This is a genomic window from Vibrio coralliilyticus, from assembly GCF_024449095.1.
Classification (GTDB): Bacteria; Pseudomonadota; Gammaproteobacteria; order Enterobacterales; family Vibrionaceae; genus Vibrio; species Vibrio coralliilyticus_A.
On the sequence record NZ_CP024627.1, the window covers coordinates 402,580 to 425,556 of the forward strand.

A 22,977-nucleotide genomic window follows, 5' to 3' on the forward strand; every position below is an offset into this window, starting at 1 on the left:
CGCTCATGGAACGAGTGGGACTAATTCAAATGACCTCAGGGCCAGATCCTCAACAAAATCTGGCCTATATCCAACAGCAAGTCGCTGATTTAGCTAAATCGGGAGCAACGCTGGTGGTCACCCCAGAAAACTGCCTAGTGTTTGGTAATCGAGCGGATTACCACACGATGGCCGAGCCATTGAATCAGGGAGCGATTCAATCAAAGCTAGCGCAGATAGCTAAGCGCCACTCTGTTTTTTTAGTCATCGGGAGCATGCCGATTCGGTGTGGTAATGATGTGACTACGACTTCGTTAGTCTTCAGCCCTCAAGGTGAGCTCATCGCACACTATGATAAGCTGCATATGTTTGATGTCGATGTTGCCGATTCGCATCAGCGTTATCGCGAATCCGAAACCTTTAAGCCGGGAGAACAAATTGTATCGGTCGATACGCCTATCGCTCATTTAGGTTTAACAATCTGCTATGATGTTCGTTTTCCACAGCTATACAATGAGCTGGTGCGACGAGGTGCCAATGTATTACTGGTGCCTGCTGCATTTACGGCTGTGACAGGTGAAGCGCATTGGGAGCCTTTACTCAGAGCACGCGCGATAGAAACTCAGAGTTGGGTGATTGCAGTCAATCAAACTGGGGTTCATCCTTGTGGGCGAGAAACTTGGGGGCATTCCATGGCTATTTCTCCTTGGGGAGAGGTGGTTGCTCGTCTCGACACTCAACCGCAAAATTTGTTAGTGGATATTGATTTAGAGAGAGTAGATGACATCCGTAAGGCGATGCCGACTCTCAGCCACACCCGGTTCCAAAACCATTTACATGTTTAAGAGCGAAGTATGACAATAAACCAAGTAGAAGATGCATTGCTAAACTCGGCTGGTCTGACCGAGCAAGACATTGCAGAGACCTTAGCGAGCATTGCCAGTCGTCAGATTGACTACGCAGATATCTATTTTCAGTCGAGCTGGCATGAATCATTGGTTCTGGAAGACAGTATCATCAAGGATGGCTCGTTTAACATCGACTGTGGTCTCGGTGTGCGAGCGGTTGCTGGTGAGAAAACAGGTTTCGCCTACTCAGACCAAATTCAGCTTGAAGGTTTAAAGCAAAGTGCGATTGCGGCTCGTGGCATTGCTCAGCAGGGGCAGAATGCTCAGGTTCAGGCATTTAAGCGCAGTGACAATCAGCAGGTTTACGCTGCAGTAAACCCACTTGAGAGCTGGGAGAAAGAACAAAAAACACAGCTGCTGAAAGAACTGGATGCGTATATCCGTACCAAAGAGCCTTTGATTAAAGAAGTGTCGGTAAGCTTAAGCGGTGTGCATGATCAAATGCTTGTCGCCGCAACAGACGGCACTTATGCCGGAGATATTCGCCCACTGGTGCGTTTGTCTATTAGTGTATTGGCTCAGCGAGGCGAACGTCGTGAGCGAGGCAGCGCTGGCGGAGGCGGTCGATTCGGGTATGACTTTTTCCTCACGGAACAGCAAGGTATTAAAGTTGCCTACCAATATGCAGATGAAGCGATTCGTATGGCGCTAATTAACCTTGAAGCGGAAGCTGCACCTGCAGGGGCAATGCCAGTTGTATTAGGCTCAGGTTGGCCTGGTGTCCTGCTTCATGAAGCCGTAGGCCATGGGTTGGAAGGCGATTTTAATCGTAAAGAATCTTCTGTGTTTAGTGGAAAGGTCGGAGAAAAAGTGACGTCTGACCTTTGTACCATTGTTGATGATGGCACTCTAAAAGATCTACGTGGTTCTCTCAATATTGATGATGAAGGCGTTGCGGGACAATACAACACCTTGATTGAAAATGGTGTACTTAAAGGTTACATGCAGGATAAGCACAACGCACGTTTAATGGGCGTTGCGCCGACGGGTAATGGCCGACGTGAGTCTTATGCGCACCTTCCAATGCCACGTATGACCAACACCTACATGCTTCCGGGGCAGCACACGCCAGAAGAGATTATTTCAACAGTGAAGAAGGGACTGTACGCACCAAACTTTGGTGGTGGTCAGGTGGATATTACTTCCGGTAAATTCGTCTTCTCTGCTTCAGAAGCCTACTTGATTGAAGACGGTAAGATTACTCGCCCTGTAAAAGGTGCGACACTGATCGGTTCAGGTATTGAAGCGATGCAGCAAGTCTCTATGGTCGGTAATGACCTTAGTATTGATCGAGGTGTGGGTGTTTGCGGTAAAGCGGGTCAGAGCGTGCCTGTGGGAGTAGGACAACCGACATTGAAGCTAGATTCTTTGACGGTGGGCGGCACTGAGTAATAGCCTCAAGAAATATAGCTATTTATAAAGGGTTGGCGCCAACGTGCCAGCCCTTTTTTAGTTTCGTAGTTCTTATTTTCGGTTTGCTATTTTCAATGTGTGAAGAGAGGTGACGTGCAGAATGGAGACATTTACTTGAAACAAGTAAGTCGTAGTTAAAAACGAAAAAAGCCAAGTCTTTCGACTTGGCTTCTTGAATATGGCTCCCCCTGCGGGACTCAACGCGGCCGGCTAGGTCTGAGACATTGCTTTGGAACAAAGCAGGAGCGTTAGATACGAAAAAGCCTCATCGTGTGATGAGGCTTTTCTAATATGGCTCCCCCTGCGGGACTCGAACCTGCGACATACGGATTAACAGTCCGCCGTTCTACCAACTGAACTAAGGGGGAATTATTCGTTTAAAGAAATGGTGCCGACTACCGGAATCGAACTGGTGACCTACTGATTACAAGTCAGTTGCTCTACCTACTGAGCTAAGTCGGCGCCTTTTTTAATCAACAAGTTTTCACTTATCGATTGAATATGGCTCCCCCTGCGGGACTCGAACCTGCGACATACGGATTAACAGTCCGCCGTTCTACCAACTGAACTAAGGGGGAATTATTCGTTTAAAGAAATGGTGCCGACTACCGGAATCGAACTGGTGACCTACTGATTACAAGTCAGTTGCTCTACCTACTGAGCTAAGTCGGCACACTGTATTCTTTAACTATTGTTCGTGCAGAGCACCAACAATTAATAAATTGTGGTGCCCGGAGGCGGAATCGAACCACCGACACGAGGATTTTCAATCCTCTGCTCTACCGACTGAGCTATCCGGGCGACGAGGTGTATTAAAAGGCTTTTCGTCTTAGAGGTCAACATTAAATTGCAAAAAAAATATCGTTTGTTGTTTTTCTATACTTAATGGGCTGTTTTTGCTCATTTCGAATAAGAAGTGTATAGCTGGCAACAGAAGTTATACTTGAGAGAGTAGGGAATAGTGGTTTTAAAGAGACAAAAAAGTATGCTCTAAAGCGTGCTTTTCACTTGTTTGACTCCAGAATCTGCGCCTAAAGGAAAAGTGACCTGAGCTATTTCTAATATGGCCCTATGTTGGGACTCAACGCGGGCGGCTAGGTCTGAGGTATTGCTTTGGAACAAAGCAGGAGCATTAGATATGAAAAAGCCCCATCATGTGATGAGGCTTTTCTAATATGGCTCCCCCTGCGGGACTCGAACCTGCGACATACGGATTAACAGTCCGCCGTTCTACCAACTGAACTAAGGGGGAATTATTTGTGTCATCTCTTCAGATAAACACCAAATAATGGTGCCTCGAGGCGGAATCGAACCACCGACACGAGGATTTTCAATCCTCTGCTCTACCGACTGAGCTATCGAGGCAAAAGAATGGTGCCGACTACCGGAATCGAACTGGTGACCTACTGATTACAAGTCAGTTGCTCTACCTACTGAGCTAAGTCGGCACACTGTATTCTTTTACTAACTGTTCGTGCTAAGCACCAACAATAACAAAATTGTGGTGCCCGGAGGCGGAATCGAACCACCGACACGAGGATTTTCAATCCTCTGCTCTACCGACTGAGCTATCCGGGCAACGGAGCGCTATTAAACGGATTTTCCGTCTTGCCGTCAACTTGTTTTTAGAAAAAAATTCAAAAAAGTGGTTGAGTGCCGATAATTTAGGCGTTTTTAGTGCTTATGATTTACCAGCGTTAAAATCCTTTTTGAATTTTGTGACTTTTTCTAAGTAACGACGAGCTTCTGCATTGGGGTGCTTTTTGGTCAGTGCCCAGTAAACCTGATTTGGTTGTAGTGAATTGAGGTCGCGCATTGCTCGTTTTCTGTCACTACGATTAAAGGTATTGAGTACTCCGCCAGTGCCACCGTTGTAAGCGGAGATCATGCTGTACTCTAGAGAAGTAGGATGACGGACATCTTTTAGGTAACGGCTTTTGAGAATGTAGAAATACGCAGTACCGGTATCGATATTATTTTCTGGGTTGAATAAGTATTCTGGAGACGGCTGTCCGGATTTCTTTTTCACCAACTTAAATACATCGCGCCCTGCGGTTTTAGGCACCACCTGCATCAGACCGTAGGCGTTGGCCCAGCTTACAGCATACGGGTTAAAGCTACTTTCTGTTTTGATAATCGCATAAATCAGATCTTCGGGTATACCGTAACGGCGTGAAGCACGTTGGACAATATCCGCATACTTATAGCTGCGAATCTCAAATTGTTCCTCAACCATAGGAATTTCAACGTAATAGGCTTTTTTGAAGTCGACACCTTTGACTTTGAGCTTGTTGGCGATCAGGTAATCGGCAAAACGGTTCGCTCGCCATGACCATTGAATAGGTTTGTTATCTTGATCGACGACCTGACGGTATAGGAACGGCTGACCTTCTAGCTTGATATCTTTGGAAGAGAATAAATCGACGTTTGCAGGATCATCTGGGGTTAGTAGAGTGGTAACAATCGCATTTTTAAGGTGGCCTTTTGGGTCAGTAGGCGAAACGGTTTCGATAATAATGGTGCCTTTGTCGAAATTGACTTCCGAACGACTAAGGTAATTGTCGATGTACTTTACATAGTTACTTTTACCAGCAAACTTAATTTCTCCGCGCCCCCAGCGTTTTGCAATGTTACCGGAGAAGCTGCTGATTAAGGCGTCAAGGGCTTCTGTATCCTTTTGAAATTGGCCGGGTAGCTCGGCTAGGTTCTTGGCAAAACGATTGGTGGGTTCATAGTTTACATCATAGATGTTTTCAATAAACTCACGGCTACAACCAGTGAGTATCATTGCCAGAAAAAAGTAAGCTAACTTCTTCATATTTATCCTAAAAAAATGACATCAAAGCAACGCGTTGATGTCATTCTCTCTATCCTTAACCTAAAGGGAAAACCTTATTCGCTGGGTGGCGTGTAGCCTTCGATATGGACATCTTTACCTTCAAACAGGAAGTTGACCATCTCTGTTTCAATCAATTTACGGTGCTCAGGATCCATCATGTTGAGCTTTTTCTCGTTGATCAGCATGGTTTGCTTGTGTTGCCACTCTGCCCAAGCTTGTTTAGAAATGTTGTCAAAAATACGCTTACCGAGTTCACCTGGGTACAGTTGAAAGTCCAGACCTTCTGCGTCTTTTTGTAGTCGAGCACAAAATACAGTGCGGCTCATAACGACTCCTTAGAGTTAATCAATATTGAAGTTCGAAAGGCAGGCTTTCCAGTAGCTGTTTTACCGGAGCGGCCAAACCTATCTCTTCAGGTTGCGATAAGTTATACCAAAGACCTTTGTTTGCTTCCATCACCACATCAGGTTGCTTTGATAGGTCTACCAAAATTGGTGTGATATCGAGATGGTAATGACTAAAGGTGTGGCGAAAAGCAATCAACTGATCGCGACGTTGAATGTCCTTATCAAGGACACCACGTATTGTCAGTTGATGATCGAGTTGGGCTTCAGAGTGTTCTGGAAAGCAGAATAGCCCGCCCCAGATCCCAGATTGTGGGCGCTGTTCCAGCCATACATGCCCTTGGTGATGCAGCATAATGAACCAGGTTTCTTTGACTGGCTTTTCTTTTTTCGGCTTTTTGCCCGGGTAGTCGAGAGGGTTACCTTGTTTGTATGCAGCGCAAAATGAAGATACCGGACACAGTGTACATTTGGGCTTACTGCGAGTGCACACCATGGCCCCCATATCCATCATTGCCTGATTGTACTTATCGACATCAGTACCGGGGGTGTGTTCTTCAGCATACTGCCAAAGCTGATTTTCGACTTTCTTTTGCCCCGGCCAGCCGTCAACAGCAAAGCTGCGCGCCAGTGTACGTTTCACATTGCCGTCTAAAATGGCGTGTGGCTGTTTATAGACAGATGACAATACAGCCGCCGCGGTAGAGCGGCCTATACCCGGTAGGGCGTTCATCTGCTCGATATCGAGAGGGAATTCGCCCTGATATTGCTCTGCCACAATCTTGGCAGCTTTATGTAAATTACGCGCTCGTGCGTAATAGCCGAGCCCTGTCCATAGGTGAAGCACTTCATCTTGCTCTGCATTGGCGAGGTCAACAACGGTCGGAAAGCGCTCGAGAAAACGCTGGTAATAAGGAATCACGGTAGTGACCTGAGTCTGCTGAAGCATGATTTCAGACAGCCAGACGCTATACGCGGTTTTATCTTGTTGCCACGGAAGGTTTTTTCTTCCGTAGTCTTCGTACCATTCTAGGATGGCGTTAGCAAAAGGAGTCACGACTTGCTCGGTAATTTTATATTTATTGGGTTAGCTAAAATTGCACCACAGATACAGGCTAAAGTACAACTGATAAAGAGTAAGGGTTTATTCTGCGTGAAATGACCTAAAATACTTGCACCAGTGTCGATTCTTTGGATAATCACAATCCCTTTAAGTCGAGAGCAATTTTTAGACAGGCAGAATCATGAGTGAAGTGACCACTAACGAATACAATGAAGACGGTAAACTGATACGCAAAGTGCGCAGCTTTGTGCGTCGTGAAGGCCGTTTGACCAAAGGTCAGGAAAGCGCAATGAATGAATGCTGGCCGACAATGGGGATTGATTACCAAGAAAAGCTTCTTGATTGGAAAGAAGTGTTTGGTAACGACAACCCTGTGGTACTGGAAATTGGTTTCGGTATGGGGGCATCACTGGTTGAAATGGCGAAAAATGCGCCTGAGAAGAACTTCCTTGGTATCGAAGTGCACAGCCCTGGTGTGGGTGCGTGTCTTGCTGATGCACGTGAAGCTGGCCTGACCAACCTGCGAGTGATGTGTCACGATGCAGTGGAAGTGTTTGCCAACATGATCCCAGACAGCAGCCTAGCAACACTGCAATTATTCTTCCCTGATCCATGGCACAAGAAGCGCCACCACAAGCGCCGTATTGTGCAGCTCGATTTTGCTGAAATGGTTCGTCAGAAGCTGATGGTTGGTGAAGGTATCTTCCATATGGCGACAGACTGGGAAAATTACGCAGAACATATGATTGAAGTGATGAATCAAGCGCCTGGATATGAGAACATCGCCGAGGATGGTGACTTTGTTCCACGTCCGGAAGATCGCCCTCTGACCAAGTTTGAAGCACGTGGTCACCGTTTAGGTCACGGAGTGTGGGACATTAAGTTTAAGCGTGTTAGCTAAGTCACCCGCAAATAAAAGCGAATGAGAAAGCCAACATTTTGATGTTGGCTTTTTTGACCCTACAAGAAAAATAATAAGCCTTTGAAATATAGGTAAGTAATGAAACCGACAAAAGAAATTTTAGCCGACATCCTGCAAGAGGTCAGGCCGCTTATCGGTCAGGGAAAAGTAGCCGATTATATTCCTGCGCTGGCCAAAGTTCCGGCTAATAAACTGGCAATTGCTGTCTTCACCAATAAGGGAGAAGTGATCAAAGCTGGTGACGCCGATGAACCTTTTTCCATTCAGTCCATTTCTAAAGCGTTAAGTTTAACGTTAGCAATGGGATTATATACCCCTGATGAGATTTGGGCTCGGGTTGGCAAGGAGCCTTCTGGTCAGGCGTTTAACTCTCTGATTCAGCTAGAAATGGAGCAGGGGATTCCACGTAACCCTTTCATTAATGCTGGGGCAATAGTGGTTGCCGATTTGCTGCAAAGCCGCCTGTCTGCGCCGAGACAACGCTTGCTGGAGTTTGTCCGTCAACTGTCGGGCGATACTCATATCTGTTACGACAAGATAGTTGCAGCATCAGAGATGATGCACAGCGACCGCAATGCGGCGATTGCGTATCTGATGCGCTCTTTTGGCAACTTTGACAATGATGTAATCCCAGTACTGAATAACTACTTCCATGCGTGTGCCTTGAAGATGAGCTGTGTCGATTTAGCGAAAACATTCAGCTATCTGGCTAATAAAGGCACTTCAGTGCAAACAGGCAAGCCTGTGGTGACGCCTACCCAAACCAAGCAGCTTAACGCTTTGCTGGCAACATGTGGCTTGTATGATGGCGCTGGTGAATTCGCCTACCGAGTCGGTATGCCAGGTAAGTCAGGTGTTGGTGGCGGGATTATCGCTATCGTACCGGGGGAGATGACGATTGCGGTTTGGTCTCCAGAGCTGGACCCTTCAGGTAACTCTCTCGCGGGGACCAGAGCACTAGAGTTACTCGCTGAGCGAATTGGCCGCTCGATATTCTAAATTTTGCTCCGAGACAGCGGAGACAAGTTTGGAACGATGAAAAACAAAAGGGTTGACCATATCGTCAACCCTTTAAAATTTGTTCCAGCCTTTTATTCCTCTTCCGCCATAAACGCTTCGAGCAAATCGTTAAGGAACAGCTTTCCTTTTTCAGTGATTTGCCAATGCGTATCAGACTCGCTGAGGTATTGCATCTCTTTCGCCCAGTCGATGGTTTCCTGAATCGATTCAAAACCCAAGCCAGTTGTATCCAAGAAGTCTTGCTTTGGGCAGGCTTCCATCAAACGGAACCGGTTCATAAAGAATTCGAAAGGGCGATCTTCGCTAGCGACATCGGCTTCACTGTCTAGGTAGGGCTTCACCATATTCTGATATGCAGCCAGATAGCCTCTCGGGTGCTTGACCTTAGTCGTACGGATGATACGTCCATCAGCGAAACTGAGTTTGCCATGCGAGCCACAGCCAATACCGAGATAGTCACCAAAGCGCCAATAGTTGAGATTATGCTGGCATTGATACTCTGGTTTACTGTAGCCGGAGATTTCGTACTGAACGTAACCCGCTTCAGCCAGCTTTTGGTGGCCGAGCTCAAAAATGTCCCACAAGTCATCATCGTCGGGCAGAACAGGCGGCTTGTAGTGGAACATGGTATTGGGCTCAATAGTGAGCTGATACCAAGAAAGATGTGGCGGGTTAAGCTCAATCGCCTTCTCCAGATCCGCGAGTGCTTGCTCTACGGTTTGGTCTGGCAGACCGTGCATTAAATCAAGGTTAAAGCTGTTTAAGCCAATCTTGTGAGCCAGTTTCGCGGCATTGACGGCTTCATCCTGACCATGGATGCGCCCTAGACGTTCGAGCTTCTGCTGTTCGAAGCTCTGCACACCAATCGAAATTCTCGTCACACCCGCTTTGCGATACCCAGCGAAGCGCTCCGCTTCAATCGTGCCCGGGTTGGCTTCCATGGTGATTTCAATCTCGTCTTTAAACGCGATTCTTTTTTCTATGCCAGCAAGTAAATCAGCGATTCCTTGTGCTGAGATGAGACTTGGCGTCCCTCCACCGATAAATATGGAGTGGAGTGTCCGTGGGTTGGTTTTAAGCTGATAACGCTCGATATCAGTATCAAGGTCCTCCAGCAGAGCAGCGATGTACTCCTGCTCTGGGATGTCGGCTTTTAACGCGTGCGAGTTAAAGTCGCAATACGGACATTTTTGTACACACCAAGGAATGTGGACATAAAGACTCAGCGCTGGTGGAATCAATTGACTCATTTATTGCTGCTCAGAAAGTGTCGCAAACAACTGCTTAAGCGCTTTACCACGGTGAGAAAGTTGCTTTTTACGTGTTGGTTCAAGCTCAGCCGATGCGCAGTTATCTTCTGGAACGAAGAAAACCGGATCGTAACCAAAACCATTGTCGCCCTGAGCTTCAGTCAGAATACGGCCTTCCCACTTACCGTGGCAGACGATCGGCGTTGGATCTAATTCGTGACGCATCAGCACTAACACACAATGGAAGCGTGCGGTACGTTGCTCCTGCGGCACGCCCTGCATTGCATCGAGCAGCTTTTCCAGATTTTGCTGGTCACTTGCGCCTTCTCCGGCATAACGTGCAGAGTAGATGCCCGGAGCTCCTTTTAGGAAGTCGACTTCAAGGCCTGAATCGTCGGCAATTGCAGCTAATCCAGTTTCTTTCGCTGCGTGACGCGCCTTGATGATGGCGTTTTCAATAAATGTTGTGCCAGTTTCAGCAACCTCTGAGACATTAAATTCGCTTTGTGCCACGACATCGAAACCGAAATCCGCCAGCAGATCGGCCATCTCACGAACCTTGCCCTGATTACCTGTCGCTAGAACAATTTTTTGTGCATTCATAATCTTGTTTGTGCCTATATTGGTAAGGCTATTTAGCCGTTACTCTTCCACGTAAAATTTCTGGGTGAACTTTAATCTGCCCGTGCCTTTATTACCAGCATTAACGTCAATGTCGAATGTCAGATTTTCCTCTTCCGAAATAGGGAATTCAGCGAGGTAATAAATCGCAGAGCCTTCTTTAATTTCGCGGAACTCAAGTGTCTTAGTTTGGCCGATTAAGTTTTTCGCGCTGCCACTAACTTTCGCGGTTATGGCCGGTTTACCAGCCTGATAATTGTCTAACACACTGATATTAATGATCGCTGAGTAGCCGTTTCGTTTTAGTTTGTAACTACGAGCAACTTGAGGAGTTAAGAAAGTCGAGTTAAACGCGGAGTAGTGAACTTCGACATCTTTAATAGTTTTAAACTGATCCGCCCAAGCTGGAAGAGCTAGAACACTCGCTAGCGCTAATGTGATCCATTTTTTCATTGTGCTTCCTTAAGGATTGACTACAGAGGAAAAGCAGCGCGAATCATCTTGCTTCGTGCTGGTTGTTTTACACCTGATCATACGTTTGGATCTTCATGCTGTGAAGGTTTTTAGGTGATGAATAGCGACTTAGACCAACCGTCCACGCAAAAAGGGAACGCCCTGCTGGGGCAGGTGTGGCCTTAGCGACTCCCTGAACTGATTACCGCGAGTATCACGGCAGAAGATGTGCAATACGGCGGCATCATCGGCACGGCCATTCCAGTAGCGATGGGGTTATGGGAAACCTTCCGTAATGAGTTCATCTAGATATGGTCGAGCGGCTGCAATACCTCAACTCAATGGGGCTTTCACCGTCGATGCTGCTGATTGTCGCCATATTCTGGCGACGCAATGAGCGTATCATCCGCTTGGAAACAAAAGTGTTTTAAACTTTGTAGTATCTGGTGTTAATGCTTTTCGACTAATATATATATGTCGCTATCGAAGCCAAAAGAACGATGATTTTCTTTGGTATGACTGTACTCATAACCTGCTGACTCTAAAAAGTTTATCTCGAACTTTTTAAAAACAAAACCAACTAACATCATAAGACAAAGTGCGATAATGCTAATGACACTTAGTGTTTTTGGAGAATATATTTCCCACAGTTCAAGTGGCGTTCTCATTCGTTTTCGATTAAGGACCAAAAAAGGAATTGTATATGCGAACAAGAATAGTGTTACTACGATGACAACCCCATCACTATAACTAATTTTTACTTCGTTTACTTGTCCATGCATGCTTAACACGAGCTCCATAATTATAAAGCGATATATTGTGTATGCAAAAAAACACGTAACCAAAAAACCAAGTATCATAGATATGTATCTATACTTCTGTGGCAATGTTATTTCCCCATCTTTATCTATTCTGTTAGCACATAGATATCAGTATCGAAGCCCAAAGCACGATGATTCTCTTTAGTATGGCTGTACTCATAACCTGATGAACTTAGATGTTTAACCTCTATTTTTTTATATACAAACCCTATGAGTAAGGTGAGCCCTAAAGCTCCCATAGTTGCAATACTCATAGATTTGGCACTATACATTTCCCATAGTTCTAATGGTTGGCGCTTACGATGCCGATTTAAGTACAAAAATGGCACTATGTATGTGAACAAGAAAAATGTGACTCCTATTAACACGCCATCCCCATAGCTGACTCTTATTTCGTCGACTTGTTCGCGGATCCCGTTTATGAAGTCCATATAAACGTAGTTATACGAGGCATAGGCAAAAAAGAATGCCACAAAAAGACCTAGAATCATGCACAAATATCTATACTGCTGTGGCAACCTTTAATTCCTCTGTTATTTTTCATCTACGGTGAATTGCTCGAAAATAGCCCCACAAATTTTCGTTTGACTTGAAGCTAAAGAGTTTTAAGACAAAGCCCACTTCGATAGCGCAACGTAGTTCACTTAAGAGGAGCCGCGTAGCGATTAACAGGGTATCGGGTCTTTGATATTTTTACCGCCCTAGGCCGATTTGGCTTAGGGCGTTTGTCTATAAAGAGGATAGATAAATCTCCTCGAAGGCTCTTTAAGCGTTTCGGCGTGTTACCTAAAGACACCGCTTTACTCATCATTTTGAGCTGGCTGGCTATAAATTGGCAAGCGTACTTAAAGCTGATTTCATTAGGTAAGCGTCCGTGTTCAACGGCAGCTTGACTAGCCTCTCGTCTCACCAAGTTATAACCAAGTAATAACCCCCACAGCTCTTGATAGACGAGTTCGACTGTTTTGCTTCTCAACACTAAAGCGTTGTGTTGCATTGAGCTCTTGATGTCACGATAACCTAATTCGATTTCCCATCTTTCATGATAAAGCTCTGCCACAGATTGAGCGTCATACAGCTCTCTAGGAAGCGAGGTAAACACCGTTTTGGATTTACCTTGAACCTCATAACTGACGGCTCTGACTGTCCATTTTTCTGGAAGACGAGGATTCTTTTTACGAGCTTGCGGTGAGACCTTCATCTCCACAAGCATGTCACTGCTTTCTTTATCATCCAGTAGAGTATATTTGACTCCTTTCTTTGCAGGGAGAAGCCAGTGTCTATTTATTCCACTGTTTTTCAGAGAAAGGAGTAAATCTGCACCATAAAAACCTTTATCCAGTAACGTCACTGAGTTGTCTGGTAGAGCGTTGATGAAAGGCATCGCTAGAGGAATTTCACCTCGGCGATACGGGCTTATCGCCGCATCAACGATGACATGAGAGCGAACATTCATCATAGTCACAACTCTCAATACTGGATGAGGTGTTTGTCTGTTGCTAGACGTATTTCCAGAGCCAAAATGTTCCCTCAATTCTGGTGTGTCAGCCGTTCTAAAAAGAGCGCCATCGACAGCAAAAACTTGTAAGCCTTGCCATGCATCATCAGGGTATCGCTCAAGCCCCCACGTTTTCCCACATTGCTTAAACAGCCATTCGGGTGCTGCTTTGCCTAAGCGTTGTCTTGCTTGGGTTAAGGCGCTCTTTGCCAATAGCTCTTCATCAGCCAAACCGTCAGCACAGACATTCATTCTTCGAGCGACTTCGGCAATGGGTTCATTGCGGAAAAAAGCCATACCCACAATCAGCCACAACACCATATCGCTCGGTAATCGGCGTCGACGGATAGTCGCTTTATCGGACAGTGAGGCTGCTTTAGCTACCCACGCATCGGGAATGTGTTCAGAAAAGGTGGTGAGTTGGGCAACATCAACAGGGTTTTCTTCAAGGAAGTCGGCAAAGAAGTGTTGAATAGACATAAAAAATCGGAAACCTATAAACAGATTTCCGATTGTCTCTCATCATAAGGATCGGTCAACCGATCCTTATCTGATCTACATTGCACTTCGATAGCGGGCTTTGTAATATCAGGTGTTAATGCTTTTCAGCTAATACATATATGTCAGTATCGAAGCCAAAAGAACGATGATTTTCTTTAGTGTGACTATATTCATACCCTTTTTCAATCAGATAACTAACTTCAAATTTCTTATATAAGAAGCCCGTGAGAAGGATAATGCTGAATGCTATTGTAGCTACTATGTTGACGGTCCTTACGCGATAAATTTCCCATAGCTCTAAAGGCTCCTTAACCCGATGCCTATTTAGAACCAAAAAAGGAATAATGTAAGTGAATAGAAAAAAGGTAGCCATTATCATAACACCATCACTGTAACTCACTTTTATCTCAGGTACGCCGTCTTGAGCACCCCATATAGTATCTCTAATGACAAAGATATAACTGGTATAAGCAAAAAAGCATGTAACGAAAAAGCCGATAATCATGCAGAAATATCTATATCTCTGTGGCACTTCTTAATTCCTCTGTAATCTTATTTTCGACCTCGAACCTATCAAATATAGAGTCAACAATCATAGCAATAGTAATAGCAATAAGGGCTGTCAGTAAAATTGGCATGCTTGAAGAAATCACAAATAAAGCAAGTGCACTTGTTACACCGAGTTTAAGGAGTTCTGTTCCTACTGAACCATACCAATCTACCATGTGGTATTCGTCATTGTTAACAAGTTGCTCTGTCGCCAACGCTGCGCTGATTATAATTGTTAACGCTCCAGCTTTAATAGCACCGCGAATTTTAGTGTTTCTAGCGAACCCCAATTGTTGGATTTTCGGATTATCCATTGTGTAAGGGTGATTTTTCTTGATATTGATGCCATTGACTGTTGCATAGTGCATTTTACTGTCATTCCATACACTTGATATGACGATGGCAGCTTTACCATTTTTTGTCTTAGTTTCTTTGGCGACTATTCCAAGGCTTCCCAATGCTCTAGAAAGGAAAACTGCATGAAGTACTTCTGTTCCGTTATCCAAATAGCCTTTGATTTTATTGATAGTTTCTAAAACATCAGCACCAAAAGTTTTCCCATCCTCTGTCATGGCTGTCCAGTTGTTCACCGTATAAACCATGGCATCCCAAACAGTCATAATTTGCACCTGAGTGTGGTTACGCTCAAGTGTTTCTTTTAGCTTGTCAGTAATGTCCTTTTCTCCTTCAGGGGCTAAAGGATTATATGGCGGCCACGCCATGTTTGATTGTGTTTCTGCAAAAGCAGTCTGTTGGGGTGAAGGTGTTGCAGGTGCAGCACTAGATGATTCAGCAATACGGTTTATTCTCTTGGCTTCTAAAGCTTGGCTCGCTGGTGACTTTATTGGGTTACGCTGCATCGTCTTGGCAACGCCTTGTTGAGACTCGTATAGAGAAACAGCCTCATCATAGCTCACTGAGGTACTGTGACTTTTCCAGTAGGCGGACGTTGGGGGTGGGAATGGATATTCAGGTTTATGCATTTAAAAAAGAACAAAAGGTTATCAACAGTAATTTGAATCCTACCAGTGCCTCATAGTATTTCTGAGGTATTCAGTTGTTAATTAGCATAATTTTTTGAAAATTGAGTGATGATCAAAAAACATCCGAATACTAATGTTCAATAACTTAATAACTATGGAGTTACCAGTATTCGTTCTAAGCAATTCTATAATTAGAAACGTTACTTATTTTCAGTAAGTGTCATTACATAAAAATGACCAAGTGCTTCTGTGTATTTGTGTGCCCGTGGTCTTATTTGGTTATACATTTTCAATGTTTTTATAAATAAAAAGACCATCACAGGATGGCCTTTATTGTTTCGGGGATATGAGTTGGGGACTGGATTCGGACTTGTTTATGTCGCCCGAGTTCCCCTTTCTCTATGGTGACTAGCCCTTTTGCTACTTTGAACTGTTTGGACAGATATTTGCTCAGGTGAGCGTTGGCTTTTCCGTCTACAGGCGGGGCTGTGATGGCGATTTTTATTTCATCGCCATGCAGCCCAATCAGCTTATCTCTGCTTGCTTTGGGCTGAATGTAGAGCCTGAGTAGGAGATCATCACCTTCTAACCAAGCGGCTTTTGCCATTATAGCTGGAACCAAACGGGACCAATGAGATCACCCATTAGGAAGTTGGCAAACTGCAGAGCAATAAACAAAACCAGCACACTTAAGTCGAAGCCACCCATGGCTGGAATCACACGACGAATCGGCGCCAGCATAGGCTCAGTTAGTTGGTGAAATACGTACTCGATAGGGCTTCGTCCTTGGCTTACCCAGCTCAGAATAGCTCGGATAAGTAGCACCCAAAATAGTAAGCCACCAGCGGCTTTGATGAGGGATAGCAGGCCAAGGTAGAAAAACTCTGCACTGAAGGAAACAGCGCCACTGGAGGCAAGCAGGATCAGAGCGACAAATTTCAGTACGCACAGCACATAGGCAAAGAGTACAGTGGCCAGATCGATACCACCAACTGAAGGTACAATCCTGCGCAGCGGTGCAATTACGGGTTGAGTGGCTTTGACGATAAATTGTGAGAATGGGTTGTAGAAGTCTGCACGTGCAGCTTGCAACCAAATACGTAAGATCACCACCATGATGTAGAGATCAAACAGGGTGGAAATCAGAAAACTTATTGAATTCATAGGTTACCCTTATTTCGTAGAGCTATAGCTCAATCTAATTAAAACAGTTTTTCCATCTCTTCAGCACGTGCTACGGCAGCTTGCATCGCTTTCGCTACTATATCTGAAAGTTGGTGTTCGTTGAATGTGCGTAGCGCTTCTGCCGTCGTGCCGCCTTTTGAGGTCACATTTTCGCGCAGTGTAGACAACTCAACTTCAGGGTTGCCGACGACCATACTTGCCGCGCCCAGTGCGGATTGCTGAACTAATAGGCGCGCTGTCTCTTTATCAAAACCTTGAGCAATGGCTTCATTTTGCATCGCTTCCATAAAGCGGAAGAAGTAAGCTGGAGCACTACCTGCTGCCGCGATGATGTTATTAATGCCGGACTCTTGCTCCACCCAGCAGACCTTGCCACATGACTCCATTAGCTCAGCGGCAAACGCTTTATCTTGCTCAGAAACATTAGAAGGGGCGTATAGGCCACTCATTCCTAAGCCAAGCTGACTTGGCGTATTTGGCATTACACGGACAATGTTGAGTTGGTGATTGAGCATCTCGCACAGACGCTGGCTGCTGATGCCTGCAGCAATCGAGATAACCAATTTACCTGACCAGTCGATCGATTGAAGCGGTTTACATACTTCTGCCATCATTTGTGGCTTTACAGAAAGAACGATGACATCCGCCTCGCTGGCAGCGGCTAGGTTGTCGCTGGTGGTCTTAATGGCGAAATCCTTCTCCAGCGGTAGTCGTCGAGTTTCAGATGGGGCTGTCGCTGTGATCATTTCAGCGGGATATCCCCCAGATACCAATCCAGAGACGATAGCCTTGACCATATTACCTGCGCCGATAAAGGCAATGTTCTTATGTTCCATTGAGTCTGTTCTTCCTGTCTTACTAATTAAGCTTTATTGCTGTAGTCACGCGCGCCAAAAATAGCGGTACCGATACGGACCAAGGTACTTCCTGCTTCAATCGCTGCTTCCATGTCACCACTCATACCCATAGAAAGCGTATCGAGGTTGAGATGCGGATAGCGTTGCGCCAATCGGTTTTTTAGTTCAGCTAGATGATGAAAAGCGGCAAGCTGAGACTGGTAATCGGAAACATTCGCTGGTATTGACATCAATCCTCTTAAGGTGAGGTTTGGCAGGGAAGAAATCAACTCTGCCAAAGTAAAGATTTCGTCATCGCTGGCGCCAGATTTAGAGCTTTCACTGCTGGTATTAACTTGAATAAGAACTTGCAGCGGCGCCATTCCTTCCGGCCTTTGATCGTTAAGTCGCTGTGCGATCTTGGTTCGATCCACGGTATGTACCCAAGCAAAATTCTCAGCTACAGGGCGTGTTTTGTTGGACTGGATTGGGCCGATAAAGTGCCATTCTAGGGCTAATTCAGGGTGGTTTTCTGAGAAATAGGCAATCTTATCAATACCTTCCTGTACGTAATTCTCGCCAAAAGCGACCTGACCGACGCGAGCCGCTTCTAAAATGGCTTCAGAAGGCTTGGTTTTACTCACTGCCAGAAGTTGCACTGAGCCTAGAGGGCGTCCACACTTTTGTTGTGCCGCTTCAATCTGTGAGGTGATCTGTTCAATGTTTTGTTGAATACTACTCATAGCTAACTTTATTAAGGATTTTAAATGGATATCGCTGAATTACTAGATTTTAGTGTAAAGCATAATGCTTCAGATCTACATCTTTCTGCTGGTGTATCTCCCATGGTACGCATTGATGGTGAAGTAAGAAAGCTTGGCGTACCAGCATTCAACCATTCTGAAGTGCATCGTTTGGTGTTCGACATTATGAATGATGCCCAGCGTAGTGAATTTGAAGAGCGTCTCGAAGTCGACTTCTCCTTTGAGCTGCCAGACGTTGGCCGTTTCAGGGTTAATGCTTTTAATCAGTCACGAGGTTGTGCGGCGGTTTTCCGTACCATTCCAACCGATATCCCGACTTTAGAGCAGTTGGATGCACCGGCCATCTTTGAAAGTATTGCTAACATGGAAAAAGGCCTGATTTTGGTCACAGGGCCAACGGGCTCTGGTAAATCGACGACATTGGCAGCAATGGTGGATCATATTAATCGCCACCATAACAAGCATATCCTTACGATTGAAGATCCGATTGAGTTTGTGCATACCAATAACAAATGTCTGATCAACCAGCGCGAAGTTCATAGTAGTACCCATAGTTTTAATAACGCGCTGCGCAGTGCTCTACGTGAAGACCCTGATGTTATTCTAGTAGGCGAGTTACGTGATCAGGAAACGATCAGTCTAGCGCTGACCGCTGCTGAAACCGGCCACTTGGTGTTTGGTACTTTGCACACCAGTTCGGCGGCGAAAACTATCGACCGTATTATTGATGTTTTTCCGGGCAGCGATAAAGGCATGGTGCGTTCCATGCTTTCTGAGTCTCTGCGTGCGGTGATCGCTCAGAAATTGCTCAAACGCATTGGCGGCGGGAGAACGGCTTGTCATGAAATCATGATGGCAACGCCTGCGATTCGTAACTTGATCCGCGAAGATAAAGTGGCGCAAATGCAGTCTGTGATCCAGACAGGTGCAGCACATGGTATGCAGACCATGGAGCAGCACTCGAAACAGTTGATTGCTCAAGGTCTGGTTGATGCAGAAGAAGTGTCGAAAAAAATTGAAGTTGAGCAAGGTCTGTTCTGAGAGAGGTCATGATGGATATCAATGCTTATCTGCAAGGCATGCTGACTGAGAAAGCGTCAGACTTATACATCACTGTTGGTGCGCCGATACTTTATCGTGTTGATGGTGAGTTGAAGCCGCATGGAGAGAGCTTATCGGAAGCCGAAGTGTTGACGCTACTCCACAGCACCATGGATGAAGAGCGCCAGAGTGAGTATAGCCACAGTCGAGAAGCGAACTTTGCTGTTGTGCGAGATTTTGGTCGCTTTCGTGTGTCCGCTTTCTACCAGCGAGAATTACCCGGTGCGGTTATTCGTAGAATTGAAACCACTATACCCACATTTGATGACTTAAAACTGCCCGAAACTCTGAAAGATCTTTCCATCGCCAAGCGCGGTTTGGTGTTAGTGGTGGGTGCCACAGGTTCTGGTAAATCCACAACAATGGCAGCGATGACGGGTTATCGAAATACTGAGCGCAGCGGCCATATTCTGACGGTGGAAGATCCGATTGAGTTTGTTCATGAGCATCAGAAATGCATCGTCACGCAACGTGAGGTCGGCTTAGACACAGAAAGTTATGAAGTCGCACTGAAGAACTCTTTGCGTCAGGCTCCTGATATGATCCTGATCGGTGAGATCCGATCGCGAGAGACCATGGAGTACGCGATGACCTTCGCCGAAACGGGCCATTTGTGTATGGCGACTTTGCACGCCAATAATGCTAACCAAGCTTTGGAAAGGATCCTGCACCTTGTACCGAAAGAGCAAAAAGAGCAGTTCTTGTTTGATCTCTCCATGAATCTTAAAGGTGTTATCGGCCAGCAGTTGATTCGAGATAAAAACGGCCAAGGTCGTCATGGCGTGTTTGAAATCTTACTCAACAGTCCACGAGTATCGGATCTCATTCAACGCGGTGATCTGCATGAACTCAAATCAACCATGGCGAAATCTCAGGAAATGGGTATGCAGACGTTTGATCAGGCGCTTTACCAACTGGTGGTGAATGACAAAATTACTGAAGAAGATGCGCTGCACAGTGCGGATTCAGCCAATGACCTGCGTATTATGCTCAAGACTCAACGAGGTGAAAGCTTCGGTGGTGGTGCGCTGGCAGATGTGAAGATTGATATGGATTAGAGATTGCTCTTCGCCGTTTGGGGTGTGTGAATATTTTCTATCGTGCTCTATTTATAGTGCTGAAATGTAAAGGGCTGGCGCAATGTGCCAACCCTTTCTGTTTTCTCGCTTAGCCGTATTGAGCTTCAAACCAGCTTTCAAGGATAACGACCGCTGACTGGCAGTCTACATTCCCTTTGCTGAGCGCCTTGTAGCCGCCCATACTGAAAAGATCTGAGCGAGCTTCTGTAGTGGATAAGCGCTCATCGTGCAGCTCGACAGGAAGGCCAAAACGGCCGTGAAGACGATTAGCAAACTTTTTCGCTCTAGGAGTAATCGTTTCCAGAGCTTTGCCGTGAAGGTCCGTTGGCAAGCCGACAACCAGCAGGTTGGGTTGCCATTCTTTGATCTGCTTTTCAATATCGTCCCAGTTGGGAATGCCATCGTTGGCTTTAAAGGCTTTCAGCGGTGATGCCGTGCCTGTAATCTCCTGACCAATGGCACTGCCAATACTTTTAGTGCCAAAGTCAAAAGCCATAATTGTTCTAGACATAAATTTTAGTAGTGAGGTTATGCGTGACCAATATCACTGGACAGTTGAGACGCGTCGATGCCAAGCATCTGCACGGCTTTCTGCCAACGTTCATTGATTGGTGTGTTAAACATGACATCAGGGTCAGCTTCAATCGTTAACCACGAGTTTTCCGAAAGCTCGCTCTCCAACTGGCCAGCTTCCCAACCTGAGTAACCTAATGCAACAATGTACTCTGGTGGTTCGGCCTCTGTACCGAGTACCGCGAGAATATCCTTAGAAGTTGTAACAGAGATACAGTCAGTCATCTGAATGCTGGACTCATAATGATCTTTTGGTTGGTGAAGAATAAAACCGCGATCTCCTGACACCGGACCGCCATTGAGAACTGGTTTCTCAAGACTGCCGACTTTCAGTTGCGGTTGAGCCGCTTCAACGTCGACCTGTTTGAGCATTTTCCCTACTGTAATGTCGATTGGAGCATTAATCATTAAACCCATTGCGCCATCATCGTTGTGCTCACACACATAGATAACGCTGCGTTGGAAGTAGGGATCTTTCATCCCCGGCATAGCAACTAAAAAGTGGTTGGTTAAATTCATAGTTACTCCAGCGTATAGTGGGCAATACATGATCGCCCAATGATCCTGTGGGTAAATTACTGCTTATTGAGACGGCGCTCAATGGCATCCATCAATTTACCCGTGATTGAGGTATCAAACGCAGCCTCAATTTCGCGAATACAAGTTGGGCTGGTTACATTAATCTCAGTCAACTTGTCACCAATGACGTCTAGGCCTACAAAGATCAAACCTTTTTCCTTAAGTGTAGGCGCTACAGCCGCTGCGATCTGTTTATCTGTTTCGCTCAGTGGTCGGGCTTCACCGGTGCCACCCGCTGCAAGGTTGCCACGCGTTTCGCCTTTTGCCGGAATACGTGCTAGGCAGTATGGCATTGCTTCACCGTCTACAACCAGAATTCTTTTGTCGCCATTGCTGATATCAGGAACGAATGTTTGTGCCATCGCATAGTTTTGACCGTGGTTAGTCAGGGTTTCGATAATCACAGAAACATTTGGATCGTTCTCTTTGACTCGGAAAATAGATGCACCACCCATGCCATCTAATGGTTTTAAGATCACATCTCCGTGCTGTTCGCGAAATTGTTTAATCTTCTCTGCTTTGCGGGTCACGATCGTGGTTGGGGTGAGTTCTGGGAACCAAGCTGTGAACAGCTTTTCGTTACAGTCACGCAGGCTCTGAGGTTTGTTGACGATTAACGTGCCTTTCTCTTCTGCGCGCTCAAGAATGTAGGTTGCGTAGATGTATTCAGTATCAAACGGAGGATCTTTACGCATCAATACCGCATCAAGCTCTGACAACTCAATAGTTTGCTCTGACTTAAACTGGAACCAGCCCGTTGGATCTTCTTTGAGTTCCACCACTTTGGTGTCTGCAACAGCAACACCTTGGTCTAGGTGCAGATCATGCATTTCCATGTAGTGGATTTCGTAGCCGCGGCGCTGCGCTTCAAGCATCATGGCAAAGCTAGAGTCTTTCTTGATGTTGATGGACTCGATAGGGTCCATCACGATACCTAATTTGATCATGGTTTTTCTCCGTTTAACCAAGGTCGCCAAAGCGAACTTGAAGGGCAGTAATTGCGGTAAGAGCTGCGGTCTCTGTGCGTAATACGCGTGGGCCTAGCAGAGTCTCTTCAAATTGATATTCTCGGGTTTTCTCGATCTCTTCTGCGGATAAGCCACCTTCGGGGCCAATCAACAGGCGAACTTTCTCGACCGGCGCTGGCAGCGTATTGATTGAGTATTTTGCTCTGGGGTGAAGATTGAGCTTGAGGCCGTCATAGTCTTCGGCGCACCAGTCTTCTAACTGCATGATCGGGCGGATTTGCGGAACGATATTGCGTCCACTTTGCTCGCAAGCGCTGATGGCAACTTTCTGCCATTGGGCGAGCTTTTTCTCGAAACGTTTTTGATCCAGCTTGACACCACAACGCTCAGAAATCAGTGGGGTAATGGTATTAACGCCCAGCTCTACGGATTTCTGAATGGTGAACTCCATCTTTTCCCCGCGAGAAATGACCTGACCTAAATGCAGATCCAGCGGTGACTCGCTGCTGTGTTCAACACGTTCAGTGATGTTCACCGTGACGGACTTCTTGGTGACTTCTTCAATCACGGCAGGAAACTCAGCGCCAAAGCCATCAAAAAGCAGAACCTCCTGTCCAACTTTCATCCGTAAGACTCTGCCTACATGGCCGGCTGCGTCTTCACTAAGCGCTAAACTGCCAAGTTGGGTGATAGGTTCAGGGTGATAAATTCGAGGAATTCGCATCAGC

Annotated in this window: 24 protein-coding genes, 9 tRNA genes and 1 pseudogene; 7 read left to right on the top strand and 27 right to left on the bottom strand. The window is 45.9% G+C overall.

The window, feature by feature from the left end:
• Positions 1 to 5 precede the first annotated feature (5 nt).
• Positions 6 to 824, top strand: a complete 819-nt coding sequence (locus CTT30_RS01850) for a carbon-nitrogen hydrolase family protein (protein WP_252035892.1) — start codon at positions 6 to 8, stop codon at positions 822 to 824.
• Positions 825 to 833: 9 nt separating this feature from the next.
• On the top strand, positions 834 to 2,279 hold the full coding sequence (gene tldD, locus CTT30_RS01855) for a metalloprotease TldD (RefSeq protein ID WP_252035893.1): 1,446 nt from the start codon (positions 834 to 836) through the stop codon (positions 2,277 to 2,279).
• Between the two features lie 313 nt (positions 2,280 to 2,592).
• Here the strand turns inward: tldD and CTT30_RS01860 are convergent.
• The 12 genes from CTT30_RS01860 to mutY form a co-directional block, all read right to left on the bottom strand.
• Positions 2,593 to 2,668: transfer RNA gene (locus tag CTT30_RS01860), tRNA-Asn, on the bottom strand.
• 18 nt (positions 2,669 to 2,686) lie between these two features.
• Positions 2,687 to 2,762 (bottom strand) — tRNA-Thr (locus CTT30_RS01865).
• Between the two features lie 40 nt (positions 2,763 to 2,802).
• Positions 2,803 to 2,878, bottom strand: a tRNA-Asn gene (locus tag CTT30_RS01870).
• Between the two features lie 18 nt (positions 2,879 to 2,896).
• Positions 2,897 to 2,972, bottom strand: a tRNA-Thr gene (locus CTT30_RS01875).
• 53 nt (positions 2,973 to 3,025) lie between these two features.
• Positions 3,026 to 3,101: transfer RNA gene (locus CTT30_RS01880), tRNA-Phe, on the bottom strand.
• 375 nt (positions 3,102 to 3,476) lie between these two features.
• A tRNA-Asn gene (locus CTT30_RS01885) sits at positions 3,477 to 3,552 on the bottom strand.
• A gap of 37 nt (positions 3,553 to 3,589) precedes the next feature.
• A tRNA-Phe gene (locus tag CTT30_RS01890) sits at positions 3,590 to 3,665 on the bottom strand.
• Positions 3,666 to 3,672: 7 nt separating this feature from the next.
• Positions 3,673 to 3,748, bottom strand: a tRNA-Thr gene (locus tag CTT30_RS01895).
• Positions 3,749 to 3,802: 54 nt separating this feature from the next.
• Positions 3,803 to 3,878, bottom strand: a tRNA-Phe gene (locus CTT30_RS01900).
• Positions 3,879 to 3,981: 103 nt separating this feature from the next.
• Positions 3,982 to 5,118, bottom strand: a complete 1,137-nt coding sequence (mltC, locus tag CTT30_RS01905) for a membrane-bound lytic murein transglycosylase MltC (RefSeq protein WP_252035894.1) — start codon at positions 5,116 to 5,118, stop codon at positions 3,982 to 3,984.
• A gap of 74 nt (positions 5,119 to 5,192) precedes the next feature.
• Complete coding sequence (locus tag CTT30_RS01910) at positions 5,193 to 5,465, bottom strand: oxidative damage protection protein (RefSeq protein WP_006958274.1); 273 nt, start codon at positions 5,463 to 5,465, stop codon at positions 5,193 to 5,195.
• A gap of 19 nt (positions 5,466 to 5,484) precedes the next feature.
• A complete protein-coding gene (gene mutY, locus CTT30_RS01915; RefSeq protein ID WP_252035895.1) occupies positions 5,485 to 6,540 on the bottom strand; it encodes an A/G-specific adenine glycosylase in 1,056 nt (351 codons plus the stop codon).
• 187 nt (positions 6,541 to 6,727) lie between these two features.
• On the opposite strand from mutY, the gene trmB reads away from it, so the two are divergent.
• Together trmB and glsB are read left to right on the top strand one after the other, a co-directional pair.
• Positions 6,728 to 7,447: a tRNA (guanosine(46)-N7)-methyltransferase TrmB gene (gene trmB / locus CTT30_RS01920; RefSeq protein ID WP_252035896.1), complete on the top strand. Its 720-nt coding sequence runs from the start codon at positions 6,728 to 6,730 to the stop codon at positions 7,445 to 7,447.
• Between the two features lie 99 nt (positions 7,448 to 7,546).
• A complete protein-coding gene (gene glsB / locus CTT30_RS01925) occupies positions 7,547 to 8,467 on the top strand; it encodes a glutaminase B (protein ID WP_019277252.1) in 921 nt (306 codons plus the stop codon).
• 92 nt (positions 8,468 to 8,559) lie between these two features.
• Here glsB and hemW read toward each other — a convergent pair whose 3' ends face one another.
• The 3 genes from hemW to CTT30_RS01940 are packed head-to-tail and all read right to left on the bottom strand — an operon-like array spanning position 8,560 to position 10,812.
• A complete protein-coding gene (gene hemW, locus CTT30_RS01930; RefSeq protein WP_252035897.1) occupies positions 8,560 to 9,738 on the bottom strand; it encodes a radical SAM family heme chaperone HemW in 1,179 nt (392 codons plus the stop codon).
• Positions 9,739 to 10,341 carry an XTP/dITP diphosphatase gene (locus CTT30_RS01935; protein ID WP_006958269.1) on the bottom strand — a complete coding sequence of 201 codons (603 nt, stop codon included), beginning with the start codon at positions 10,339 to 10,341 and terminating at the stop codon, positions 9,739 to 9,741.
• A 39-nt stretch (positions 10,342 to 10,380) separates the two neighbouring features.
• Positions 10,381 to 10,812 (bottom strand): DUF4426 domain-containing protein, encoded by a 432-nt coding sequence (locus tag CTT30_RS01940; RefSeq protein ID WP_252035898.1) that lies wholly within the window; start codon positions 10,810 to 10,812, stop codon positions 10,381 to 10,383.
• A 117-nt stretch (positions 10,813 to 10,929) separates the two neighbouring features.
• Between CTT30_RS01940 and CTT30_RS01945 the strand changes: the two are divergent.
• Positions 10,930 to 11,121, top strand: a pseudogene (locus CTT30_RS01945) (hypothetical protein).
• A 598-nt stretch (positions 11,122 to 11,719) separates the two neighbouring features.
• Here the strand turns inward: CTT30_RS01945 and CTT30_RS01950 are convergent.
• The 8 genes from CTT30_RS01950 to CTT30_RS01985 all read right to left on the bottom strand — a co-directional run bounded on the left by CTT30_RS01950 (position 11,720) and on the right by CTT30_RS01985 (position 17,928).
• The gene (locus CTT30_RS01950) at positions 11,720 to 12,124 is read right to left on the bottom strand and encodes a hypothetical protein (protein WP_252035899.1); all 405 of its coding nucleotides are present in this window, start codon (positions 12,122 to 12,124) and stop codon (positions 11,720 to 11,722) included.
• 149 nt (positions 12,125 to 12,273) lie between these two features.
• Positions 12,274 to 13,611, bottom strand: a complete 1,338-nt coding sequence (locus tag CTT30_RS01955) for an IS4 family transposase (RefSeq protein ID WP_252046623.1) — start codon at positions 13,609 to 13,611, stop codon at positions 12,274 to 12,276.
• A gap of 115 nt (positions 13,612 to 13,726) precedes the next feature.
• On the bottom strand, positions 13,727 to 14,137 hold the full coding sequence (locus tag CTT30_RS01960) for a hypothetical protein (RefSeq protein WP_252035901.1): 411 nt from the start codon (positions 14,135 to 14,137) through the stop codon (positions 13,727 to 13,729).
• Between the two features lie 10 nt (positions 14,138 to 14,147).
• Positions 14,148 to 15,098 carry a hypothetical protein gene (locus CTT30_RS01965; RefSeq protein WP_252035902.1) on the bottom strand — a complete coding sequence of 317 codons (951 nt, stop codon included), beginning with the start codon at positions 15,096 to 15,098 and terminating at the stop codon, positions 14,148 to 14,150.
• 382 nt (positions 15,099 to 15,480) lie between these two features.
• On the bottom strand, positions 15,481 to 15,771 hold the full coding sequence (gene yggU, locus CTT30_RS01970; RefSeq protein ID WP_252035903.1) for a DUF167 family protein YggU: 291 nt from the start codon (positions 15,769 to 15,771) through the stop codon (positions 15,481 to 15,483).
• Positions 15,771 to 16,328, bottom strand: coding sequence for a YggT family protein (locus CTT30_RS01975; protein WP_239868989.1), 558 nt, complete (start codon positions 16,326 to 16,328; stop codon positions 15,771 to 15,773). The genes yggU and CTT30_RS01975 overlap by 1 nt, the downstream gene beginning before the upstream one ends.
• A 38-nt stretch (positions 16,329 to 16,366) precedes the next feature.
• Positions 16,367 to 17,185: a pyrroline-5-carboxylate reductase gene (gene proC / locus CTT30_RS01980; protein ID WP_239876883.1), complete on the bottom strand. Its 819-nt coding sequence runs from the start codon at positions 17,183 to 17,185 to the stop codon at positions 16,367 to 16,369.
• Positions 17,186 to 17,211: 26 nt separating this feature from the next.
• Positions 17,212 to 17,928: a YggS family pyridoxal phosphate-dependent enzyme gene (locus tag CTT30_RS01985; RefSeq protein WP_252035904.1), complete on the bottom strand. Its 717-nt coding sequence runs from the start codon at positions 17,926 to 17,928 to the stop codon at positions 17,212 to 17,214.
• A gap of 24 nt (positions 17,929 to 17,952) precedes the next feature.
• On the opposite strand from CTT30_RS01985, the gene CTT30_RS01990 reads away from it, so the two are divergent.
• Together CTT30_RS01990 and CTT30_RS01995 are read left to right on the top strand one after the other, a co-directional pair.
• Positions 17,953 to 18,990 (top strand): type IV pilus twitching motility protein PilT, encoded by a 1,038-nt coding sequence (locus CTT30_RS01990; protein ID WP_252035905.1) that lies wholly within the window; start codon positions 17,953 to 17,955, stop codon positions 18,988 to 18,990.
• Positions 18,991 to 19,001: 11 nt separating this feature from the next.
• Positions 19,002 to 20,108 carry a PilT/PilU family type 4a pilus ATPase gene (locus CTT30_RS01995; RefSeq protein ID WP_252036591.1) on the top strand — a complete coding sequence of 369 codons (1,107 nt, stop codon included), beginning with the start codon at positions 19,002 to 19,004 and terminating at the stop codon, positions 20,106 to 20,108.
• A gap of 109 nt (positions 20,109 to 20,217) precedes the next feature.
• Here CTT30_RS01995 and ruvX read toward each other — a convergent pair whose 3' ends face one another.
• The 4 genes from ruvX to rsmE are packed head-to-tail and all read right to left on the bottom strand — an operon-like array spanning position 20,218 to position 22,973.
• Entirely contained in the window at positions 20,218 to 20,640 is a 423-nt protein-coding gene (gene ruvX, locus CTT30_RS02000; protein ID WP_239868972.1) for a Holliday junction resolvase RuvX, read from the bottom strand.
• 17 nt (positions 20,641 to 20,657) lie between these two features.
• Positions 20,658 to 21,221 carry a YqgE/AlgH family protein gene (locus tag CTT30_RS02005; protein ID WP_239876885.1) on the bottom strand — a complete coding sequence of 188 codons (564 nt, stop codon included), beginning with the start codon at positions 21,219 to 21,221 and terminating at the stop codon, positions 20,658 to 20,660.
• 56 nt (positions 21,222 to 21,277) lie between these two features.
• Positions 21,278 to 22,228 carry a glutathione synthase gene (gene gshB / locus CTT30_RS02010; RefSeq protein ID WP_252035906.1) on the bottom strand — a complete coding sequence of 317 codons (951 nt, stop codon included), beginning with the start codon at positions 22,226 to 22,228 and terminating at the stop codon, positions 21,278 to 21,280.
• Between the two features lie 13 nt (positions 22,229 to 22,241).
• Positions 22,242 to 22,973: a 16S rRNA (uracil(1498)-N(3))-methyltransferase gene (gene rsmE / locus CTT30_RS02015; RefSeq protein ID WP_252035907.1), complete on the bottom strand. Its 732-nt coding sequence runs from the start codon at positions 22,971 to 22,973 to the stop codon at positions 22,242 to 22,244.
• Positions 22,974 to 22,977: the final 4 nt, after the last annotated feature.